The organism is Dyella acidiphila (assembly GCF_014863405.1).
Classification (GTDB): domain Bacteria; phylum Pseudomonadota; class Gammaproteobacteria; order Xanthomonadales; family Rhodanobacteraceae; genus Dyella_B; species Dyella_B acidiphila.
Genome location: NZ_JACZZA010000001.1, coordinates 620,044 through 638,627, shown reverse-complemented (window position 1 = coordinate 638,627; position 18,584 = coordinate 620,044). Strand labels below are relative to the sequence as shown.

The window sequence follows — 18,584 nt, the reverse complement described above, 5'->3', positions numbered from 1 at the left end:
TGGCTGGCCTCGCAGGAAGAGCCTCCGACTATGGAGGCGCTGTACCCCGCTGAAAAGGGGGCGGAGGAAAAAAATTGTACGTGACAGTACAGCTACAGCGATGCCCGCCGGAAGTCATGCCCGGGGCCGTTGCGGTCCCCTTGCCGGCGACCGCTCAGTCGTGCCTGGGAAAGGTGATGCGCATGCGCGCACCGGTGCCTTTGTGGGCGTCCAGGATCTCCAGGTGGGCGCGGTGGCTGCGTACGATTTCCTCGACGATCGCCAGGCCCAGGCCGCTGCTCTGCCCGTCGCTGCCGGCGGAGCGGTAGAAGCGCTTGCGCACGCGCTCGCGTTCGGCCGGCGCAATGCCCGGGCCGCTGTCTTCCACTTCCAGATAGGGCGCGCCGTTGTGCAGTCCGCAGCGCAGGGTGACATCGCCGCCCCTGGGCGTATGCCGAAGTGCGTTGTCGACCAGGTTGATCAGCAATTCGTGCAACAGCCAATACACCCCATGCACCTGCACCGGCTCGCATTCGGCGCCGAGGTCGATGTCGTTGGCCAGGGCGCGGTCCAGCATGGAATCCACCATCGCGCCGATCAGGCTGTCGAGCTGGATCGCCACGAAGTCGCTGGGACCGTGCGCCGATGGCTCCGCGCGCGCCAGCGCCAACAGCTGATTGGCGGTATGGGCAAGACGATCCACGCTGCCCTGCAGCCGGCTGATGCGCTCTTGCTGGGCGTTGTCCTGGGTTTCGTTGGCCAGCACTTCCAGCTGCGCCTTCAGGCCGGTGAGCGGGGTGCGCAACTGGTGGGCGGCATTGGTGAGGAAATGCTGCTGCGCCAGGGTGGAATCGCGCACGGTCATCAGCAGATTGTTGAGCGACTCCACCAGCGGGCGTACTTCGCTCGGCACCGGCTCCAGCGGCAGCGGCTGCAGCGATTGCGGTTCGCGATGCACGATCTGCTCGCGCAGCCGGTTGATCGGACGCAGCGCGGTGCGGATGCCGAACAGGCACAAGCCCAGCACCAGCAGCAACTGGATGCCGTCGCTGAGGCCGACCACGGTGTCGAGCCGGCGTACCACCGTATCGCGCCGATGCACGGTTTCGGCAACGGTGACCACGATGGGTTCGCCCTCGACCACGGTGTGATAGCTGGCCAGGCGAAACTCCAGCCCCGCATGTTCTGCTTCGCCGTAGGTGAGGTTGTCGATGATCTCGCCGGAGGCGACGGGCAAGGAGGGGTCGCCGGTCAGCGTGCTGCCGTCCGCCAGGCTGATCCGGTAGACGAAATTTTCCCGCGCGCCGGAATACAGCCGCATCCACGACATCGGGCGGTATTCGGGATCGAAGTGTTCGCTCGGGTGATCGCGGTCGAACGGCGCATCGCCGGGCGGCGGCGGCAGGGGGCTTGAGCCGGGGGCGCGCACCAGCGGGGGGCCGGGATCCTGCCGGTCGACGTAAAGATGCCCATCAGACGCCTTGTGCACATGTGCGGCGATGGCCACCGCGGAATGCGATAGCGCACGGTCGAACATGTCGTACATCGGCGTGACATAAGTGCGGTGATCCGCCCAGATACTGGCGATCAGCAGCAATACCAGGGGCAGCAACAGATAGCCGAACAAGCGGCTGCGGATGCTGAGAGTACTGGTGGAGCTTGAGCCTGACATCGCCACGCCTGCGACTTAATTGCTCAGTATTGCTCAGGCGTCATCCAGGCGATAGCCGAGGCCGCGGATGCCACGCACGGTGGCGGCATCGCCCAGTTTTGCGCGCAGTCGCGATACGTGCACTTCGATCGCGTTGCCGGAAATCTCTTCATCCCAGCTCACGATCGCCTGGATCAGCCGCTCTTTGCTCACCACCCGGCCGCTGTGGTGCGCCAGGCACTCCAGGATCGACCATTCGCGGCGCGTCAGTTCCAGCACGCGGCCCGCATCGTCCATGGCGCGGCGGCCGGCCAGGTCGATGCGCAAACGCCCTACCACCATCTCATTGGAGGCGGCAGCGGTGGCGCGGCGAATCAGGGCGCGGCAGCGCGCGGCCAATTCCGGCAGCGCGAAGGGCTTGACCAGGTAATCGTCGGCGCCCAGGTCCAGCGCATTCACCCGATCGTCCAGGCCATCGCGCGCCGTCACGATCAGCAAGGGCAGCGGACTGCCTTCGCGGCGCAGGCGCTTCACCAACGTGAAGCCATCCTCACCTGGCAGCCCGAGATCCACGATCGCCAAGTCGTAGTGCGTGGTGTCCAGGCGCCCCTGCACGGATTCGGCATCGGTTACCGCATCGACTACATAACCGGCAGTGGCCAGCCCGCGCACGATGGCGTCGGATACCAGGGGATCGTCTTCAACGAGCAATATGCGCATTACGGACCGGAATAGTGGGGTGGGTTGGAAAATCGTAACAGCAGAACGGCAATGGCACAGCGTAGCGTTAGATTTACGTGATGAGCCTTTCGCTGCGCTGACGAACGGGCTTCGATGATTGTCATGGCAGCTTAAATCAGGTCGTTTATTCAGCTAGGCAGTGTGCCTCGCCGATTATTTAGATTCTTCCAGTATTTCCGGTCGCGGCTTTCTGGCCCAATGATGTCCGGCGTCAATGATCCACATGCATCAGCGACGGCGTCTGCAAAACAGCGAGATGACGGACGCTCTCGCCATTCCATCCCTCAGTGGCTCACCGTTCCTGGACAGGGGCGCTGGACTTCTGCGTGCCGGAAAAAGTCATGATCAGTCTGTTCTGCATCAAAGAATATTTTTTTCGAATCCGCTTTCTTTATGCCACGGTCGGGACCGTGGTCGTCTGGGCAGTCATGCATGCGGTAACGGTGTCAGCAGCGCAGCGATATGTCGATCTGCCGTCGGATGCGTATGCACGCACGTTGACACGTGTGTATGACGCATCGATCGATAAAGCCATGGCGGATAAGTCATTGCCGAGGGATGAGCTTGCGAGTTTTCACCGGATGAATGCGCATATGCCGCTGGCCCTGGCACGCATCACCTCCGAATTTGGCGATCGCCAAAATCCGCTGGGCAACGGTCATGCGTTTCACAGAGGCATCGATCTGGCTGCGCCGCGCGGCACGCCGGTACATGCGGTTGCCGCGGGCACGGTAGTCAAGGCCGTGCGTGATCGCAGCTATGGCAATGTGGTGGTGATCGATCATCACAACGGTTACAAAACCTTGTATGCGCACAACGATACGTTGTTGGTGAAAACGGGGCAGAAGGTGAGGTCGGGTCAATCGATTGCCAGGGTCGGGTCGACCGGGCATGCCACCGGCCCGCATCTGCACTTCGAGATCTATCGCAGTGGCCAGCGTGTCAATCCAGGACCTTATCTGGCTGCGTTGTGAGTTCAGAAAATTGCCCGGCATTGGCCGGGCTTTTTCGGTTACGAAAGAAATTATCTTGTTGAATAAAAAATCGATAGCGACATATTTAACGCGTCGAATGCGGGTTCGTTCACTTCGTTGATGGGGACGGATGACAGAACGTTCTGATTTTTTGCGTGCCGGCCGTTGGCCTTCTCTATGGCGACCTATTCTTCCTGACGGGCTATGCGCCCGCAGGAAGTAGTCGACGTGAGCGTGCTCGCGGTGGGGATGGATCCCATATGGCAGAAATCTTGGGAACCAACTCACAACTCCGTTTCGGGTGCGACTAAAGCCTGAGGTGAAGTAGGTACATCAACCTTGTGAGGGTTTGCTATGTCATACATTTCGATTGAGAAGAATGATTCCCGCTATGAAACCCTTAAAAAGGGTTTCAATCAGAGGTGGCCGGTGGACGGTGCCGAAGCGCAGGCCATTTATGTCTGCCGCACCGTGGAGGATGCGCAGCAGGCCCTGCAGCAGGCGGTGTCATCAGGATTGCGTCCAACGATCCGCAGCGGCGGTCATTGTTATGAGGGATTCGTATCAAACAATCCCGATGGCGTGATTATCGATGTGGGGTTTCTCACGGAACTGAGCGTCGACGACACGGTGTACCGGATCGGGGCGGGCAATCAGAACTGGGACGGCTACGTCAACATGTTCAAGTTGACGGGCAGTGCGCCGCCGGGAGGTTCATGCTACTCGGTCGGCAGCGGCGGGCACATCGTTGGCGGCGGCTATGGGCTGCTTTCGCGTCTGCACGGATTGACGGTGGACTGGCTCAAGGCTGTGGAGTTGCTCACGGTTTCCGGTGGCCAGGTGCAGCGCCAGCTTGTCAGCGCAAGCAACGAGCCCGAGTTGTTCAAGCTCTGCCGGGGCGGAGGGGGCGGCAACGCCGGCATTATCACCAGTTACCATTTTGAGCCGCTGCCGGAGGCTCCTGCGCAGGTCGCGCTATTGGTGAAGCAATATCCATGGTCGCAGTTTGCCAAGGATAAGCCGAGATTCAAAAAGTTCTTGATGGCCTACAGCAACTTTATGAAGCAGGCCGATCTCGACCCGGAAACCTATGGACTGTTTACGCTGTTCAAGCTGACCCATATCAGCGCCGGGAACATTGGGCTGGTGGTCCAATACACCGACAGCAACGGGAAGCTGGACAATATTCAGCCGCTTGTCGACCTGATCAAGGCGATGGATTCGGTGGCCAAGAGTGTTCCCGTGTCGACCTACATACCTGGCACCGGACCGAATCCCTTTACTCAGCAAAGGCACCCGCTGCGCGTGGCCGGGGGCGATCTGCCCGTCGGTACGGTGGTTTATGACTGGCTATACGCCACGCAAACGGTGAACGGGTCGGGGAATAATCAGCGAGGAAAATATAAGTCTTCTTATATGAAGGAGGCCTTCGCGGAGGCGGAAATGGAAGCCCTCTTCAAGTATTTGGTCGAGACCTATCCTGACGACAGCGACTTTTCCCAGTCGCTTGTGCAAGTGGATTCCTACGGCGGTGCGATCAATCACATCGCCAAAGGCAATAACGGGTTCGATCCGAGTAAAAATGGCACTGCGGTATTTCAGCGCAATTCGGTCATGAAGCTTCAGTACCAGACGTATTGGACCGATCGAGCCCAGGACGACAAGCATGTGCAATGGTTGCGCGACTTCTACTACGAAGTGCATCAGGAACATGGCTATAACGGCACGCCCTGTCCCGAGTCGGTGGCCAACCCGAACTCCCGCTATGAAGGATGCTATATCGGTTACCCGGATATCGATATGCTGACCGGGAAAGTGCCCGGTGCGGCCAATTACAATTGGGGCGAGCTCTACTATGGAAAGCTCTACGAGCAGCTCGTAGCCATCAAGAATAAATACGACCCGGATGGCATCTTTAAGTTTTCGATGGCGTTAGGGGCTACACCGTAGTGATCTGATACCGAGGCGGGCGCTGTATCGTTGGCGTCCGCCTCGGTTGTTTGTGCCGATGCCGTCAGACGATGATTGCCGACAGGCCCCAGGTCAACAAAAAACCGATCACCGAAATGAGTGTTTCCATCACGGTCCAGGTCTTGAGCGTCTGCAGCACCGTCATATTGAAGTACTGCTTCACGATCCAGAAGCCGCCGTCGTTTACATGAGACAGAACCAGTGATCCGGCGCCGGTGGCCAACACCATCAGTTCCGGATGCACGGCGTTGCCTGCGGCGGCAGCGATCGGGGCGACGATGCCGCAGGCCGTTCCCATCGCCACAGTGGCCGAGCCGGTGGCGATGCGCAGCATCGCCGCGATCAGCCATCCCAGCAGCAGCGGCGAAATATGCGATGCCTGGGTTGCGGCGACGATGGCATGCGATACGCCAGAGTCCAGCAGGATCCGGCCGAAACCGCCGCCAGCCCCCACCACCAGGATCACGGTGGCCGTGGGGGCGAGGCAGTCGTTGGTGAAGGTGAGGATGGTTTCCCGGCTGAAACCGCGCCGCTTGCCGAAGGTGTAAAAACTCATCAGCACTGCGAGCAGCAGCGCCACCACCGAATTGCCGAGAAACTCGAGAATATCGTTGGCGCGAGTGCCTGGCGTGGTCAGCAGATTTGCCCAGGTGCCGATCAACATCAACAGCACCGGCAGCAGGAGGGTGAAGAGCGCAGTGCCGAAGCTTGGCAGCTGGCGCGCTTCATCCATTTCCACGAATTGCTTCTCCAGCGGGTTGTCCGTATCGATGATCACGTAGCGCGAGACCCAGCGGGCGAACAAGGGGCCGGCGATGATGGCGGTCGGCAGTCCGACCAGCAGCGCATACAGGATGGTCTTGCCGATATCTGCGTGATAGGCGGTAACGGCCAGGAGTGCTGCGGGATGCGGCGGTACCAACCCGTGGACTACCGACAGCCCGGCCGCCATCGACAGGCCGATCAGCAGCACCGACGCGCCCGCGCTTCTGGCTATGTGGAAGACGATCGGCATCAGCAGTACGAAGCCGACATCGAAAAACACGGGCAGCCCTACGATGAATGCGACTGCCATCATCGCCCAGGACGCCCGGCGTTCACCGAAGGCGGCGATAAGCGTGTGCGCGATCCGTTCGGTGCCACCCGACTCGGCCATCATCTTGCCCAGCATGGTGCCCAGCGCGATCAGCAGCGCGATATGCCCAAGCGTGCCGCCTGCGCCAACTTCGAAGGCCTTGACGATGCTCCGCATTGGCATGCCGACGACGATGCCCAGGCCCAGGGAGACGGCCATGAGCGATATGAAGGGGTTGAGCTTGCACTTGGCAATCAGATAGATGAGCAGGATCACCGCCACCGCTGCCGCCAGCAGCAGCGCGTTACCTTGCAGCGAGAGAGTAGCTTGCATTGAACTCATTGCGTTCCTCCTTGAATAGTGGCGCCAGGGGCGTTCCGAAGGTCAGGCAGATGGCTTTGCTTCGCCGTCGCAGCGTGCTGCGCAAAGCATATGTAAGGAGCGTTGTGACAGGCTTTGTTTCACACCGTCGCGGATATTGGCGACGGCATGCGGGGCGATCGGGGTTCGGGCGGCAAGCCTGCTACGGTGCTAGCGAGGTCATCGAGAGCTTGCGCGCCTGCGTCGCCGCGATCACGGCTGTGGCTTTTTGTAGGCCACGCAATCGACTTCTACCTTGCAGTCGACCACCATGCTCGATACCACGCAGGCACGCGCGGGCGGGTGGGCGCCGAAGTATTCCTTGAATACGCGATTGAACGACGGGAAGTCGCGTGGATCGTCCAGCCACACGCCGCAGCGCACGACATGCTCAGTGCCGTAGCCGGCCTCGTCGAGGATGGCGATCAGGTTGCGGATGGTCTGGTGCGATTGCTCGATGATGCCGCCATGAATGACCTCGCCATTCACCATCGGTGTCTGCCCGGACACGAACAGCCAGCCGTCGGCGCCCGCGGCGCGAGCAAAAGGAAGATGTTGGCCGCCGGTACCGGAGCCGCCCTCTACGCCAAATCGAACGATGGAATCAGTCATGCGGTACTCCTTGTATGGACGGGAAGGGTCAGGCGGCAGGCTGGCCGTGCTGCGCCGGACCGCGGCGGGGCAGGTAGCGACCGGCGCGGTGGGGTTGCGCGCAGCCCCGGTGATACGACAGCACGCCATTCACCCATACGGCCGCAATGCCGGCGGCCTGCTGCTGCGGCTGGGCAAAGGTGGCGGTATCGCGCACGGTGTCAGGGTCGAACAGCACCAGGTCTGCCCAATAGTTTTTGCGCACGAAGCCGCGCTCGGCCAGGCCGAAGCGTTCGGCTGACTGCCCGGTCATCTTGCGAATGGCCGTGGCCAGGCTGAACAGGCCGCGTTCCCGGCTGTAATGACCCAGCACGCGCGGAAAGGCGCCCCATAGCCGCGGATGAGGATGCGGATCGTGGGGCAGGCCATCCGAGCCGATGGTGGTGGCCGGGTGGGACAGAATGCGCGACACATCGTCGTCGGACATGTTGTGGTAGACGGCGTTGGCCGGCTGCAGGCGTCGCGCGGTTTCCAGCAGACCCAGGCCCCAGCGATCGGCAATCTGCTTGAGCGTATGGCCGGCCGTCTCCGGGTGCGGCGATGAAGCGGTAATGTCGATGTCGAACTCGTCGGTCACCTGCTTGAGATCGAGCGTGGACGAGCTGGCGATATATGGATACGCATCGCAGCCGATGGTTTGATGGCTTTGCGCTGATTCGATGGCATGCAGCACTTCGCCGGCGCGTCCCCAGTTGGCGGCGCCGGCGCATTTCAAGTGTGAAATCACCAGCGGTACGCGTGCGTGCCGGCTGATCCGGCCGGCCTCGCCCATGGCTTCGAGGATGCCTTCGAACTCGGTGCGCAAATGCGTGGCATAGAGTGCGCCCGCGCTGGCCAGCGGTTCGGCCAGGGCCATCACTTCCTCGGTGGTGGCTGCAAAGGCATTGGCGTAGGCCAGTCCGGTCGAAAGGCCGAGTGCGCCGTGCTCCAGTGCTTCGCATAGCTGGGTGCGCATGGCCTCGATTTCCCCTGCTGTGGCGGGGCGATCAAGCCGATCCATATGGTTCTGACGCAACGCCGTATGGCCTACCAGGGCCGCCACGTTCACCGCAGGCTGCGCGCGATGGATGGCCTCTACGTAAACGCCGAAGGTGGGATAGGCAAAGGCATCGGCCGGCCCGAGCAGGGTCATCGGATCGGGCGGCTCGCCGCACAGTGTGACCGGCGATGCGCTGATGCCACAGTTTCCCACGATCACCGTAGTCACCCCTTGCGACAGCTTGGGCAGCATTTCCGGCGAACGGATTACATGCAGGTCATCGTGCGTGTGCACATCGATGAAGCCGGGGGTGAGCACGTGGCCGGCACCATCGATTTCCGCATCGCCCTGCCAGCTGCTCTCGCCGGTCGGTTGAATGGCGGCGATGCGGCCTTCGTCGAGGGCTACATCGAACAGAGCGCTGCTCGTTTCTTGGCCGCTTCCATCGATGATGCGTGCGCGGCGAATGACGGTGGCAAATTGCTGCATGGCGATCCCTTGCCTGTACTTGTAAGAAATTAATCGCCCAGCGGCTGGCGATTGCCGCCGCCGCGATGAGCATCGAGCACGTATTTGGCGCGGCGGAGCAGCTCCTGGCTGCGATCGGCCTGCAGTACGGCAACCTCGGTAGAAAGCAGGTCGATCATCATCATCAAGGCGTAGCGCGAGGAGGACGGCTTGAAGATGAAATCCGTCTCCATCGCCTGCACGGGCAGCAATACATTGGCCAGGCCTGCCAGCGGCGAACCGACGGCAGTAATGGCGATGACGTGTGCGCCATATTCACGCGCGATGCTCACGCTATCGATGATTTCGGGCACATGGCCGCTGACGGAAAGTACGATCATCACGTCGCGTGCCGACAGGGTGGCTGCGACCATGCGCTGAAACAGCGCATCCTGATAGCTTGCTACCGGACATCCCAGCCGCGCCAGTCGATAGCGCATTTCATCCGCCATCACGGTGGAGCCGCCGCCGGTGCCGAGTACGATGATCATGCGCGCCGCCACCAGGCTGTGTGCTGCGGCCCGGAAAACGTCGGGCTGTACCAGTGCGCGATTGGTCTCTAGTACAGCGTCGATATCGGCGAGGATGCTTTCGGCGCTGGTGGGTGGATGCGCTTGCTCGCTATCCAGAAAGCGCCGTCCTACGGTCGATGCCTGCACCAGTCTGCGCTTGAGTTCGCGCACATCGCGGCAGCCGGTGGCCCTGGCGAAGCGGGTGACGCTGGCCTCGCTCACCTCGGCGCGCTCGGCCAGGGCGCGAATACTCATTTCCGCGGCGCCGGCGATGTCGCCAAGAATGGTCTGCGCCACCTTCCGCTCGGCGGGACGTAGCGCCGCGGCGACTTGCGCGATACGAGTCACGATGTCCATGGAGTCGCGCATGCGGGTGTCGTCCGGCCGTCTAATCTTGTATGTTTGTTTGTAACATGTATGGAACGCTAACATAGTTTTACGATCAGTGCATGATCAAATATATTCAAATTTGCCGGCTATATATCGCTATTCTGAGGACGGACCCATGTTTGATAAAAAGTACCAAAGTGATGTGGCGCTTACCGTGAATCCGCTTGACAAAGGTATTGGCGCCCTGGATGCAGCGTGTGCGCCGGAAGTCATTGCCGCGCGCGGGTGGAACCTCCTGCGGGAGGATCTGAATCTGCCCGCAGCCGTGCTATCGCAGTCGCGGCTGGAACATAACCTGGCGTGGATGCAGCGCTTTGCCACCGAATACGGCGCCAAGCTGGCGCCGCACGGCAAAACCACCATGGCGCCGCGTCTGTTTGCCCGACAATTGGAGGCGGGAGCGTGGGGCATGACGCTGGCCACGGCGCATCAGGTGCGAGTCGCGCATGCACATGGCGTGCGCCGCATATTGATGGCCAACCAGCTGGTGGGCCGACGCAATATGGCCATGGTGGCCGAGCTGCTGGTCGATCCTTCGTTCGAATTTTTCTGCCTGGTGGACGCCGTCGATCAGGTGCAGCAATTGGCGTCCTTCTTTGGCGAGACAGGCCAGACCATCCAGGTATTGATCGAACTGGGCGTGAGTGGCGGCCGCACTGGCGTGCGGGACGACGCGCAATTGCAGGCTGTGCTCGATGCGCTGGCGCAGAGTCATGGAGTGGTGAAGCTGGCGGGGCTGGAGGTCTATGAAGGTGTATTGAGCGATGAGGGCCTCATTCGCGCGTTTTTGCTGCGCGCCGTCAAGACCCTGCAGGGGCTGGCGAATACCGGTCGTCTCCAGCGTTCGCCGGCCGTACTCAGTGGCGCGGGATCGGCCTGGTATGACGTGGTGGCCGAGGAATTTTCCCGCGCCGATATCGGCGCGCCGCTCGATGTCGTGCTGCGACCGGGCTGCTATCTGACCCATGATGTAGGTGTCTATCGCGCCGCGCAGGCGCAGATCCAGGTACGCAATCCGCTTGCGCACAAGATGCGCACCAGCCTGCTGCCGGCCCTGCAGGTGTGGGCTTATGTGCAATCGGTGCCGGAGCCGGCATGCGCCATCGTTGCGCTGGGCAAGCGCGACGTGGCTTTCGACGCGGGCCTGCCGCTGCCGGCTCTGCACTTTCGTCCGGGGCGCTGCAAGCCTTCTCCCGTGTCGGCGCACTGGGAAGTAACCGGCATGATGGATCAGCACGCCTACCTGAAAATCACCCCCGGCGATGATCTCCGCGTGGGCGACATGATCGCCTTCGATATTTCCCATCCCTGCCTGACGTTCGATAAATGGCGGCAGATTTGCGTGATCGATGACGCTTACAACATCGTCGATGTCGTGCAGACCTATTTCTGATACGGAAAAAGCCATGAGCGTGGTAGAGATTCTGGCCTTCGGCGAGCCGCTTGCCGAATTCAATCAAACGCGCCCGGACAGTGCCGACTGGCGCCTGGGCTATGGCGGCGATACGTCCAACTTCTGCGTGGCCGCAGCACGGCAAGGTGCCAGCACTGGCTATATCAGTGCAGTGGGCGATGATCGCTTCGGTAAAGGTCTGCGTGATCTATGGCAGGCGGAGGGTGTCGATCACGCCCATGTGCGCACCGATCAGCAGGCGCCTACCGGCGTGTATTTTGTCTCGCACGATGCGTCCGGACATCATTTCGACTACTTGCGGGCCGGCTCTGCAGCGAGTCGCTATCAGGTCGCGCAGCTGCCGTCGCAAGCGATTGCTGCCGCGCGCGTCCTGCATTTGTCGGGTGTCAGCCTGGCGATCAGTCAAAGCGCTTGCGATGCGAGTCTGGCGGCAATGGCGGAGGCACGCGCGGCGGGCGTGATGGTGTCGTTCGACACCAACCTGCGCCTGCGATTGTGGCCGTTGTCGCGCGCTCGCGCGATCACTCGTGAAGCGCTGCATGGATGCGATCTGTGTCTGCCGAGCTGGGATGACATCACCGTCCTGCTGGATTGTGATGAGCGCGATGCCATCGTCGATACGTTGCTGGGCTGGGGCGTCAAGTTGATTGCGCTGAAGATGGGCGCGCGCGGCTGCTATGTCGCCACGCCTGCCCAGCGCACCCTGGTGCCTCCGCACGCGGTGGCGGCGATCGATGCCACCGGTGCGGGAGACTGTTTTGGCGGTGCCTTCGTTGCTCGTGTGGTGGCGGGCGACGATGCTGTGGCGGCGGCTCGGTATGCGAATGTTGCTGCGGCGCTGTCGACTACCGGATACGGCGCGGTTGCGTCCATTCCTCGCGCCGAGGCGGTGTACGGTGCTCTGAGTGAGTACGCCAGTACGGCATGAAAAGGCGTAAGCATGCGCCGGCGTCGAGCGCCGGCGCACTGCATCCAAGGGCTTAAAACACCGCGTTGAAAGCGATCCGCGGAGTGATCGGCGCGCGTGTGTTGTGGCCGCCCAGACTGAATTGCACTCCCGCGATCAGTCCGTATTGGCCGTTGAAGTTGTATTCGATGGCCGGCACGATGCTGTAGATGGCACTGTAGTTATCCGTGCGCTGCATGGGAGAGAGGCTGCCATCTTCCTGTTGGATGGTGCCGCTCAGGGAAGCTCGCCCCTGGCGGCTGGCGACTATGTCTATGGCCGGCACCCAGTGCGCATCCATGCTGTATTCGGATCCTATGCTGAGATTGAGTTGGGAGCCGGGATAGTAGATGCCGCGAAAGCCGTGTGGCGTGCTGTATACGCTTACGTCTTGCAGGCGAATGCTGGGCGGCTTGGGACTCCAGGACAACTGCCCGCGCAGGCGCAACGGCCGGCCATTGGCCAGCCAGAACACTTTCTGGCTGAGCAGCGACAGATTGGTGCGCTTGGCGCCGCTGCCCATGCCGTCCAGCGGATGATCGCGCAGCGAGTCGTAGCTGCCGGTCAGCAGGTTCTGTGAAATGAAAACCGATACGGAAGGCCTGCTTCCATCTCTGTTTGGAGCCAGTAGCTGGTATTGCAATCGCAGGGCGACATCGGTGGCCTGCAGCCCTCGTGTGTGATCGCCTTTTTCGGATGTGCGGTTGCCGCCCAGGGTCAGCTTGCCCGTCAGGCGTGGAGTAATGCCGTAGGCAATGGGCAACAAGGTTTGCCATTGCGAATAGCTATGCGGAAGCTTCTCGCGTCGTCCATGAGGGTCGTAGCGATCGTTGGCATGCAGGTAGATCACGTACGGGGTGAGAACCAGCGAGCCCTCGCGGATGGTGTTGGGATTGGATGTGATGAGTGTGCCGGTGTAATTGGCTTCCGGAAGGATCCGGTCTTCCGAAAAACTTACAGACGAGAACGCAAGCAAGAGAACAAGAAGCAGAGGTCGTACAAGGCTTAACGGCTTTGTTTGCAGCATGATCGGTGCGCTTCTCAGGGGACGAGAAGATTTGATACACCGCGCTGGAAACATGACGGAATGAGTAAGATCCGCCAGTTTTTGTAGGCGTCCAGCACCTCGGTCCCTTCATGGATTCCTCGGCGGCTAACGCATATTCGTCATCATCCTAGCGATGAGGGTGTGTGGTTCGGTGGCGCTCAAGATGAGGCGCGCTTTTGCAACGACAGATGTGCTGACTTTTCGGCGCGAGTCCGGATGTCTGTCTGATGGTTTTGCGGGCCCAAAAAAAATCGCCCGGCATAGCCGGGCGATTTTTACTTGCGTTGCAGCGTAGCGTGGATCAGCGCTTCATCGAATTGAAGAACTCGTCGTTGGACTTGGTGTTCTTCATCTTGTCGAGCATGAATTCCATCGCCGCTAGTTCATCCATCGGATGCAGCAGCTTGCGCAGAATCCAGATCTTGGCGAGCAGGTCCGGATCGATCAGCAGGTCTTCGCGGCGTGTGCCGGAGCGGTTGATGTCGATGGCCGGATACACACGCTTTTCGGAAATGCGCCGGGACAGGTGCACTTCCATATTGCCGGTGCCCTTGAATTCCTCGTAGATCACCTCGTCCATCTTGCTGCCGGTGTCGGTCAGCGCGGTGGCGATGATGGTGAGCGAGCCGCCTTCTTCCACGTTGCGCGCGGCGCCGAAGAAGCGCTTCGGACGCTGCAGCGCATTGGCGTCCACGCCGCCGGTAAGCACCTTGCCGGAGCTCGGTACCACGGTGTTGTAGGCGCGGGCCAGGCGGGTGATGGAGTCGAGCAGGATCACCACGTCCTTCTTGTGCTCGACCAGACGCTTGGCGCGTTCGATCACCATTTCGGCGACCTGCACGTGGCGCACGGCCGGTTCGTCGAAGGTGGAGCTGATCACTTCCGCACGCACGGTGCGAGCGATTTCCGTCACTTCTTCCGGGCGCTCGTCGATCAGCAGCATGATCAGATGGACGTCAGGATGGTTGTACTGGATCGCCTGCGCCACGTTCTGCAACATCATCGTCTTACCGGACTTCGGCTGCGACACGATCAGGCCGCGCTGGCCGCGGCCGACCGGGGCGACCAGGTCCAGGATGCGTCCGGTGATGTCCTCGGTCGAACCGTTGCCGCGCTCCAGACGGAACGCTTTGCGCGGGAACAACGGCGTGAGGTTCTCGAACAGCATCTTGTTCTTCGATGCTTCCGGCGGATCGCCGTTGATGTCGTCCACCTTGAGCAGCGCGAAGTAGCGCTCGCCTTCCTTCGGGTGGCGTACGCGTCCGGTGATGTAGTCGCCGGTGCGCAGGTTGAAGCGGCGGATCTGGCTGGGCGAGACGTAGATGTCGTCGGGGCCGGCCAGGTAGGACTCATCGGCCGAGCGCAGGAAGCCGAAGCCGTCCTGCAGGATTTCCAGCACGCCTTCGGCCCAGATGCCGCCGCCGGAGCGGGCATGTGCCTTGAGGATGTTGAAGATCACATCCTGGCGGCGCTGACGGGCGACGCCTTCCTGGATGCCGAGCGACTCGGCGAATTCCAGCAATTGCACCGGGTTCTTGCGTTTGAGCTCGGTGAGATTGATCACGCGGTCGTTGCTGCCGATATCCGCGTTATCGTCGTCTACCGGCAGACCGTGCGGATTGCGCGGCTGGCCGCCACCGCCACCACCACCGTTGCCCTGGCCCTGGCCTTGCGGGCGCTGGCCGCGCTCGTGGCGGCGACGACGGTTGCGGTCATTGCGGTCGTTGCGGCGGTCGTTGCCCTGACCCTGATATGGGTTCTGGCCACCGTTGTTGTTCTGCTGGCCGCCCTGGCCGTTTTCGCGGGGCGCTTCCTGGCCCTCGCTGGCCTGGCCATTGCCATAGCGCAGTTGTTCCTGCGCCGGGGAGGGTGCCGGGGCCGGCGATTCGGCGCGCGTTTCCGCGGGCGGCGCGGGACGCTCGACGGCGGGTGCCGGAGCTTCGCCGCTGGCCGCGGCAGCGGCCGAACGTCGCGGCGCACGGGTGCGCGGAGGGGTATCGCTTACGGATTTGGAATCGGCGCGGATAGCGTCGGAAGGATCTTTGCTTTCGATATCGGACACGGGCAAACCTCACGGGGCGCCGTTGATGACAGGAGGGAGGACGAGCGTTGCGCGGAGCGCGCGAGGGGGCAGGACTGCCCCGACTGAACGAATCTAGCACTCGCTGCGCAGCGTCGTAAAGGGCATGCGCAGCGAGACAAACCTATCGGCGATTCAGATCGCCTTGTCGATCATCTGCACCAGCTGGCCCTTGCTGACCGCGCCGATCTGGGTGGCTTCGACCTTGCCGTTCTTGAACACCATCAGGGTCGGGATGCCGCGCACGCCGTAGTCGCGGGGGGTCTTCTGGTTGTGGTCGATATTCAGTTTGACCACGCGCAGCTTGCCTTCGTACTGCTTGGCCAGATCTTCCAGGGTGGGGGCGATGGCCCTGCAGGGGCCGCACCATTCGGCCCAGAAGTCCAGCAGGACCGGGGTTTCCGACTTCAGCACTTCCTGGTCGAAGGCGTCGTCGCTCACATGACTGATAAGTTCGCTCACCGTGGTCTCCAAGGGTAAGGCGGTGGGGGTTTACGATCGCGCGCCGATCATCGGCTACACTATTGGAATGCCCATGAGGCGCGGGTCGATCCGGGAATGGAAGCGGTGCCGTTGCGGCAGGGTTCCATTCCAGCCTAAGTCGGGACGCGATTCAAGCGATTCAAGGGCTATGCGACGGGTCCGGCTGGCATAGGCGAGGCCGCTATTTAGCGGTTTGGCCTATGCCGGCAGGGCGTGCCGCCTTTTCGCGCCGCTGTGTGCAGCGTGCCGCATCCATCCACCTGTCCCAAGGTTGCCGAACTGACTGCGGGACCGGGCCGGGCGCCCAGCGCCTGCCCGCACCAGACTCCCCTTTCATGTCCCAAACCGTACTTACCGAAACCTTTTTCACCCAATTCGACTTGCATCCGCTGCTGCAGCAAGGCCTGGACGAGGCCGGCTTCGCCCGCTGCACGCCGATCCAGGCGCTGACCCTGCCGATGGCCCTTACCGGCCGCGACGTGGCCGGCCAGGCCCAGACCGGCACCGGCAAGACCTGCGCCTTCCTGGTCGCGATGATGAACCGCCTGCTGACTCAGCCGGCGGTGGCCGAGCGCAAGGATTCCGATCCGCGCGCCCTGGTGATCGCGCCGACCCGCGAGCTGGCCATCCAGATCGAAAAGGACGCCAAGAACATCGGCCGCTATACCGGCCTGCGCACCGCGCTGATCTACGGCGGTGTCGACTACGACAAGCAGCGCCAGCTCCTGAAGGACGGCTGCGACATCATCATCGCCACGCCCGGCCGCCTGCTCGACTACTACAAGCAGAACGTGTTCGGCTTCAACGGCGTCGAAGTGATGGTGATCGACGAGGCCGACCGCATGTTCGATCTCGGCTTCATCAAGGATGTGCGCTTCATTTTCCGGCGCCTGCCGGCGCGCGAGCAGCGCCAGGTGCTGCTGTTCTCGGCCACGCTTTCGCACCGCGTGCTGGAGCTGGCCTACGAGCACATGCACAACGCCGAGAAACTGGTGGTGGAGACCGACAACGTCACCGCCGACCGCGTGCGCCAGCTGGTCTACTTCCCCGCCAAGGAAGAAAAGATGCCGCTGCTGCTCAACCTGCTGGACCAGACCAAGGCCGAGCGCAGCATCATTTTCGTCAACACCAAGGCCGCGGCCGAACGGATTACCGACCGCGTCAAGCGCCAGGGCTATCGCGTGGGCGCGCTGTCCGGCGACGTGCCGCAGCTCAAGCGCCAGAAGCTGCTGCAGCGCTTTCAGGATGGTCAGCTCGACATCCTCGTATGCACCGACGTAGCCGCGCGCGGCCTGCATATTCCAGCCGTCAGCCACGTATTCAATTACGACCTGCCGCAGGATGCCGAAGACTACGTGCACCGCATCGGCCGTACCGCGCGCCTGGGCGCCGAAGGCGATGCGATCAGCTTCGCCTGCGACCTGTATGCGATGTCGCTGCCGGATATCGAGGAATACATCGGGCAGAAGATTCCCACCGCGGCGGTCGCGCCGGAATTGCTGGTGATGCCCGAGCCCAAGCAGATCGATGCGCAGTTCGCCGCCGAAGCGGCGGCCGACAGTGCGGCGTTCGGCGACAAGGTGGTTTCGCGCGAACAGAAACCAGGTCCGGGCGGCTCGCGTCGCAGCGGTGAGCGTGGCTCGAGCAGTGGTCGTGGCGGCCGCAGCGGCGAGCGTTCGGGATCGTCGGAGCGTCGCCGGGAAGATCGTCCGCGCAAGCCGCGCACCGAACAGCCGGCCGATGCCGTGGTGGCGGAAAGCGTGCCCGCGGCAGCGCCTGCCGAGCAGGCCGCCGATGCACTGGCCGGCGAGGGCAAGCGCCGCCGTCGTCGTGGCGGTCGCGGTCGCCGCCGCAATGGCGCCGCAGGTGCCGAGGCGGCAGCCGGCCAGGTTGGCAACGCCGTCGGCGCCAGCAGCAGCGGCAGTCGCCCCTCGCGCCAGGTGGTGGCGCAATCGCCGTCCGGCGAACTGCCCACGCCGAAGAAGCAGGGTTTCTTCCGCCGCCTGGTCAACCTGTTCAAGAGCCACTGATGCTGTACGGCGGGACGACACGCGTCGTCCCGCACGCCGGCGCATGACGACAGCTCACAACGCTTCCCTTATCCTTGCCGCCATTGACATGCAGGGTTAAAGGGTGGGAACGCGGTGATCCGCTTCGACCAAGTCAGCAAGCGCTATGAAGGTGGGCATGAAGCCCTCTCGCAGCTCACATTCGAAGTCGCCACGGGCGAAATGGCCTTCGTCACCGGCCATTCCGGCGCCGGCAAGAGCACCTTGCTCAAGCTGCTGGCGCTGATCGAGCGTCCTTCGCACGGGCAGGTCTATCTGGATGGGCAAAGTCTGGCCAAGATCGGGCAGGGCGGCATTCCCAAGTTGCGCCGCAGCCTGGGCATGGTGTTCCAGGACCACCGCCTGCTGATGGACCGCACCGTGTTCGCCAATGTGGAACTGCCGCTGGTGATCGGCGGCATCGCGCCGTTGGAACGCGGCCGGCGCGTCCGTGCCGCATTGGAGAAGGTTGGCCTGCTCGATTATGAGCGCCAGCTGCCCGCCTCGCTTTCCACCGGCGAGCAGCAGCGCGTGGGTATTGCCCGCGCCATCGTCGCCAAGCCGAGCGTGCTGATCGCCGACGAACCTACCGGCAACCTCGATCCGCAGCTGGCGGTGGAAATCATGGGCCTGTTCGCCGAGTTCCAGCAGGTGGGCACCACGGTGCTGATCGCCAGCCACGATCTGCCGCTGATCAAGCGCATGCGCAAGCGCGTGGTGGTGCTCGATCACGGCCGCCTGGTAGCGGATGTGGCGGCGGAGGAGGTGCTGTGAG

Annotated in this window: 15 protein-coding genes; 6 read left to right on the top strand and 9 right to left on the bottom strand. The window is 62.3% G+C overall.

Annotated features, from left to right (window positions below):
* Nucleotides 1-154: 154 nt before the first annotated feature.
* Nucleotides 155-1,651 (bottom strand): sensor histidine kinase, encoded by a 1,497-nt coding sequence (locus tag IGX34_RS02920; protein ID WP_192554153.1) that lies wholly within the window; start codon nt 1,649-1,651, stop codon nt 155-157.
* 33 nt (nt 1,652-1,684) lie between these two features.
* Nucleotides 1,685-2,350, bottom strand: a complete 666-nt coding sequence (locus IGX34_RS02915; protein WP_192554152.1) for a response regulator — start codon at nt 2,348-2,350, stop codon at nt 1,685-1,687.
* Between the two features lie 362 nt (nt 2,351-2,712).
* Here IGX34_RS02915 and IGX34_RS02910 point away from each other — a divergent pair, with 362 nt between their 5' ends.
* Entirely contained in the window at nt 2,713-3,345 is a 633-nt protein-coding gene (locus IGX34_RS02910; protein WP_192554151.1) for a M23 family metallopeptidase, read from the top strand.
* Nucleotides 3,346-3,699: 354 nt separating this feature from the next.
* Nucleotides 3,700-5,295 (top strand): FAD-binding protein, encoded by a 1,596-nt coding sequence (locus IGX34_RS02905; protein ID WP_192554150.1) that lies wholly within the window; start codon nt 3,700-3,702, stop codon nt 5,293-5,295.
* A 64-nt stretch (nt 5,296-5,359) separates the two neighbouring features.
* Here IGX34_RS02905 and IGX34_RS02900 read toward each other — a convergent pair whose 3' ends face one another.
* The 4 genes from IGX34_RS02900 to IGX34_RS02885 all read right to left on the bottom strand — a co-directional run bounded on the left by IGX34_RS02900 (nt 5,360) and on the right by IGX34_RS02885 (nt 9,769).
* Nucleotides 5,360-6,724 (bottom strand): GntT/GntP/DsdX family permease, encoded by a 1,365-nt coding sequence (locus IGX34_RS02900; RefSeq protein WP_192554505.1) that lies wholly within the window; start codon nt 6,722-6,724, stop codon nt 5,360-5,362.
* A 240-nt stretch (nt 6,725-6,964) separates the two neighbouring features.
* On the bottom strand, nt 6,965-7,363 hold the full coding sequence (locus IGX34_RS02895) for a RidA family protein (protein ID WP_192554149.1): 399 nt from the start codon (nt 7,361-7,363) through the stop codon (nt 6,965-6,967).
* 28 nt (nt 7,364-7,391) lie between these two features.
* A complete protein-coding gene (locus IGX34_RS02890; protein WP_192554148.1) occupies nt 7,392-8,870 on the bottom strand; it encodes an N-acyl-D-amino-acid deacylase family protein in 1,479 nt (492 codons plus the stop codon).
* 29 nt (nt 8,871-8,899) lie between these two features.
* Complete coding sequence (locus IGX34_RS02885; protein ID WP_192554147.1) at nt 8,900-9,769, bottom strand: MurR/RpiR family transcriptional regulator; 870 nt, start codon at nt 9,767-9,769, stop codon at nt 8,900-8,902.
* A gap of 136 nt (nt 9,770-9,905) precedes the next feature.
* Here IGX34_RS02885 and IGX34_RS02880 point away from each other — a divergent pair, with 136 nt between their 5' ends.
* Together IGX34_RS02880 and IGX34_RS02875 are read left to right on the top strand one after the other, a co-directional pair.
* Complete coding sequence (locus tag IGX34_RS02880; protein WP_192554146.1) at nt 9,906-11,183, top strand: amino acid deaminase; 1,278 nt, start codon at nt 9,906-9,908, stop codon at nt 11,181-11,183.
* Nucleotides 11,184-11,196: 13 nt separating this feature from the next.
* Nucleotides 11,197-12,132 (top strand): sugar kinase, encoded by a 936-nt coding sequence (locus IGX34_RS02875; protein ID WP_225737153.1) that lies wholly within the window; start codon nt 11,197-11,199, stop codon nt 12,130-12,132.
* Nucleotides 12,133-12,184: 52 nt separating this feature from the next.
* On the opposite strand, the gene IGX34_RS02870 is transcribed toward IGX34_RS02875, so the two are convergent.
* The 3 genes from IGX34_RS02870 to trxA form a co-directional block, all read right to left on the bottom strand.
* A complete protein-coding gene (locus tag IGX34_RS02870) occupies nt 12,185-13,231 on the bottom strand; it encodes a hypothetical protein (protein WP_192554145.1) in 1,047 nt (348 codons plus the stop codon).
* A gap of 268 nt (nt 13,232-13,499) precedes the next feature.
* On the bottom strand, nt 13,500-15,260 hold the full coding sequence (gene rho, locus IGX34_RS02865; protein WP_192554144.1) for a transcription termination factor Rho: 1,761 nt from the start codon (nt 15,258-15,260) through the stop codon (nt 13,500-13,502).
* A 153-nt stretch (nt 15,261-15,413) separates the two neighbouring features.
* Nucleotides 15,414-15,740: a thioredoxin TrxA gene (gene trxA, locus IGX34_RS02860; RefSeq protein ID WP_192554143.1), complete on the bottom strand. Its 327-nt coding sequence runs from the start codon at nt 15,738-15,740 to the stop codon at nt 15,414-15,416.
* A gap of 356 nt (nt 15,741-16,096) precedes the next feature.
* Here trxA and IGX34_RS02855 point away from each other — a divergent pair, with 356 nt between their 5' ends.
* Entirely contained in the window at nt 16,097-17,791 is a 1,695-nt protein-coding gene (locus IGX34_RS02855; RefSeq protein ID WP_192554142.1) for a DEAD/DEAH box helicase, read from the top strand.
* Nucleotides 17,792-17,905: 114 nt separating this feature from the next.
* Nucleotides 17,906-18,583 carry a cell division ATP-binding protein FtsE gene (ftsE, locus tag IGX34_RS02850; RefSeq protein WP_192554141.1) on the top strand — a complete coding sequence of 226 codons (678 nt, stop codon included), beginning with the start codon at nt 17,906-17,908 and terminating at the stop codon, nt 18,581-18,583.
* Nucleotide 18,584: the final 1 nt, after the last annotated feature.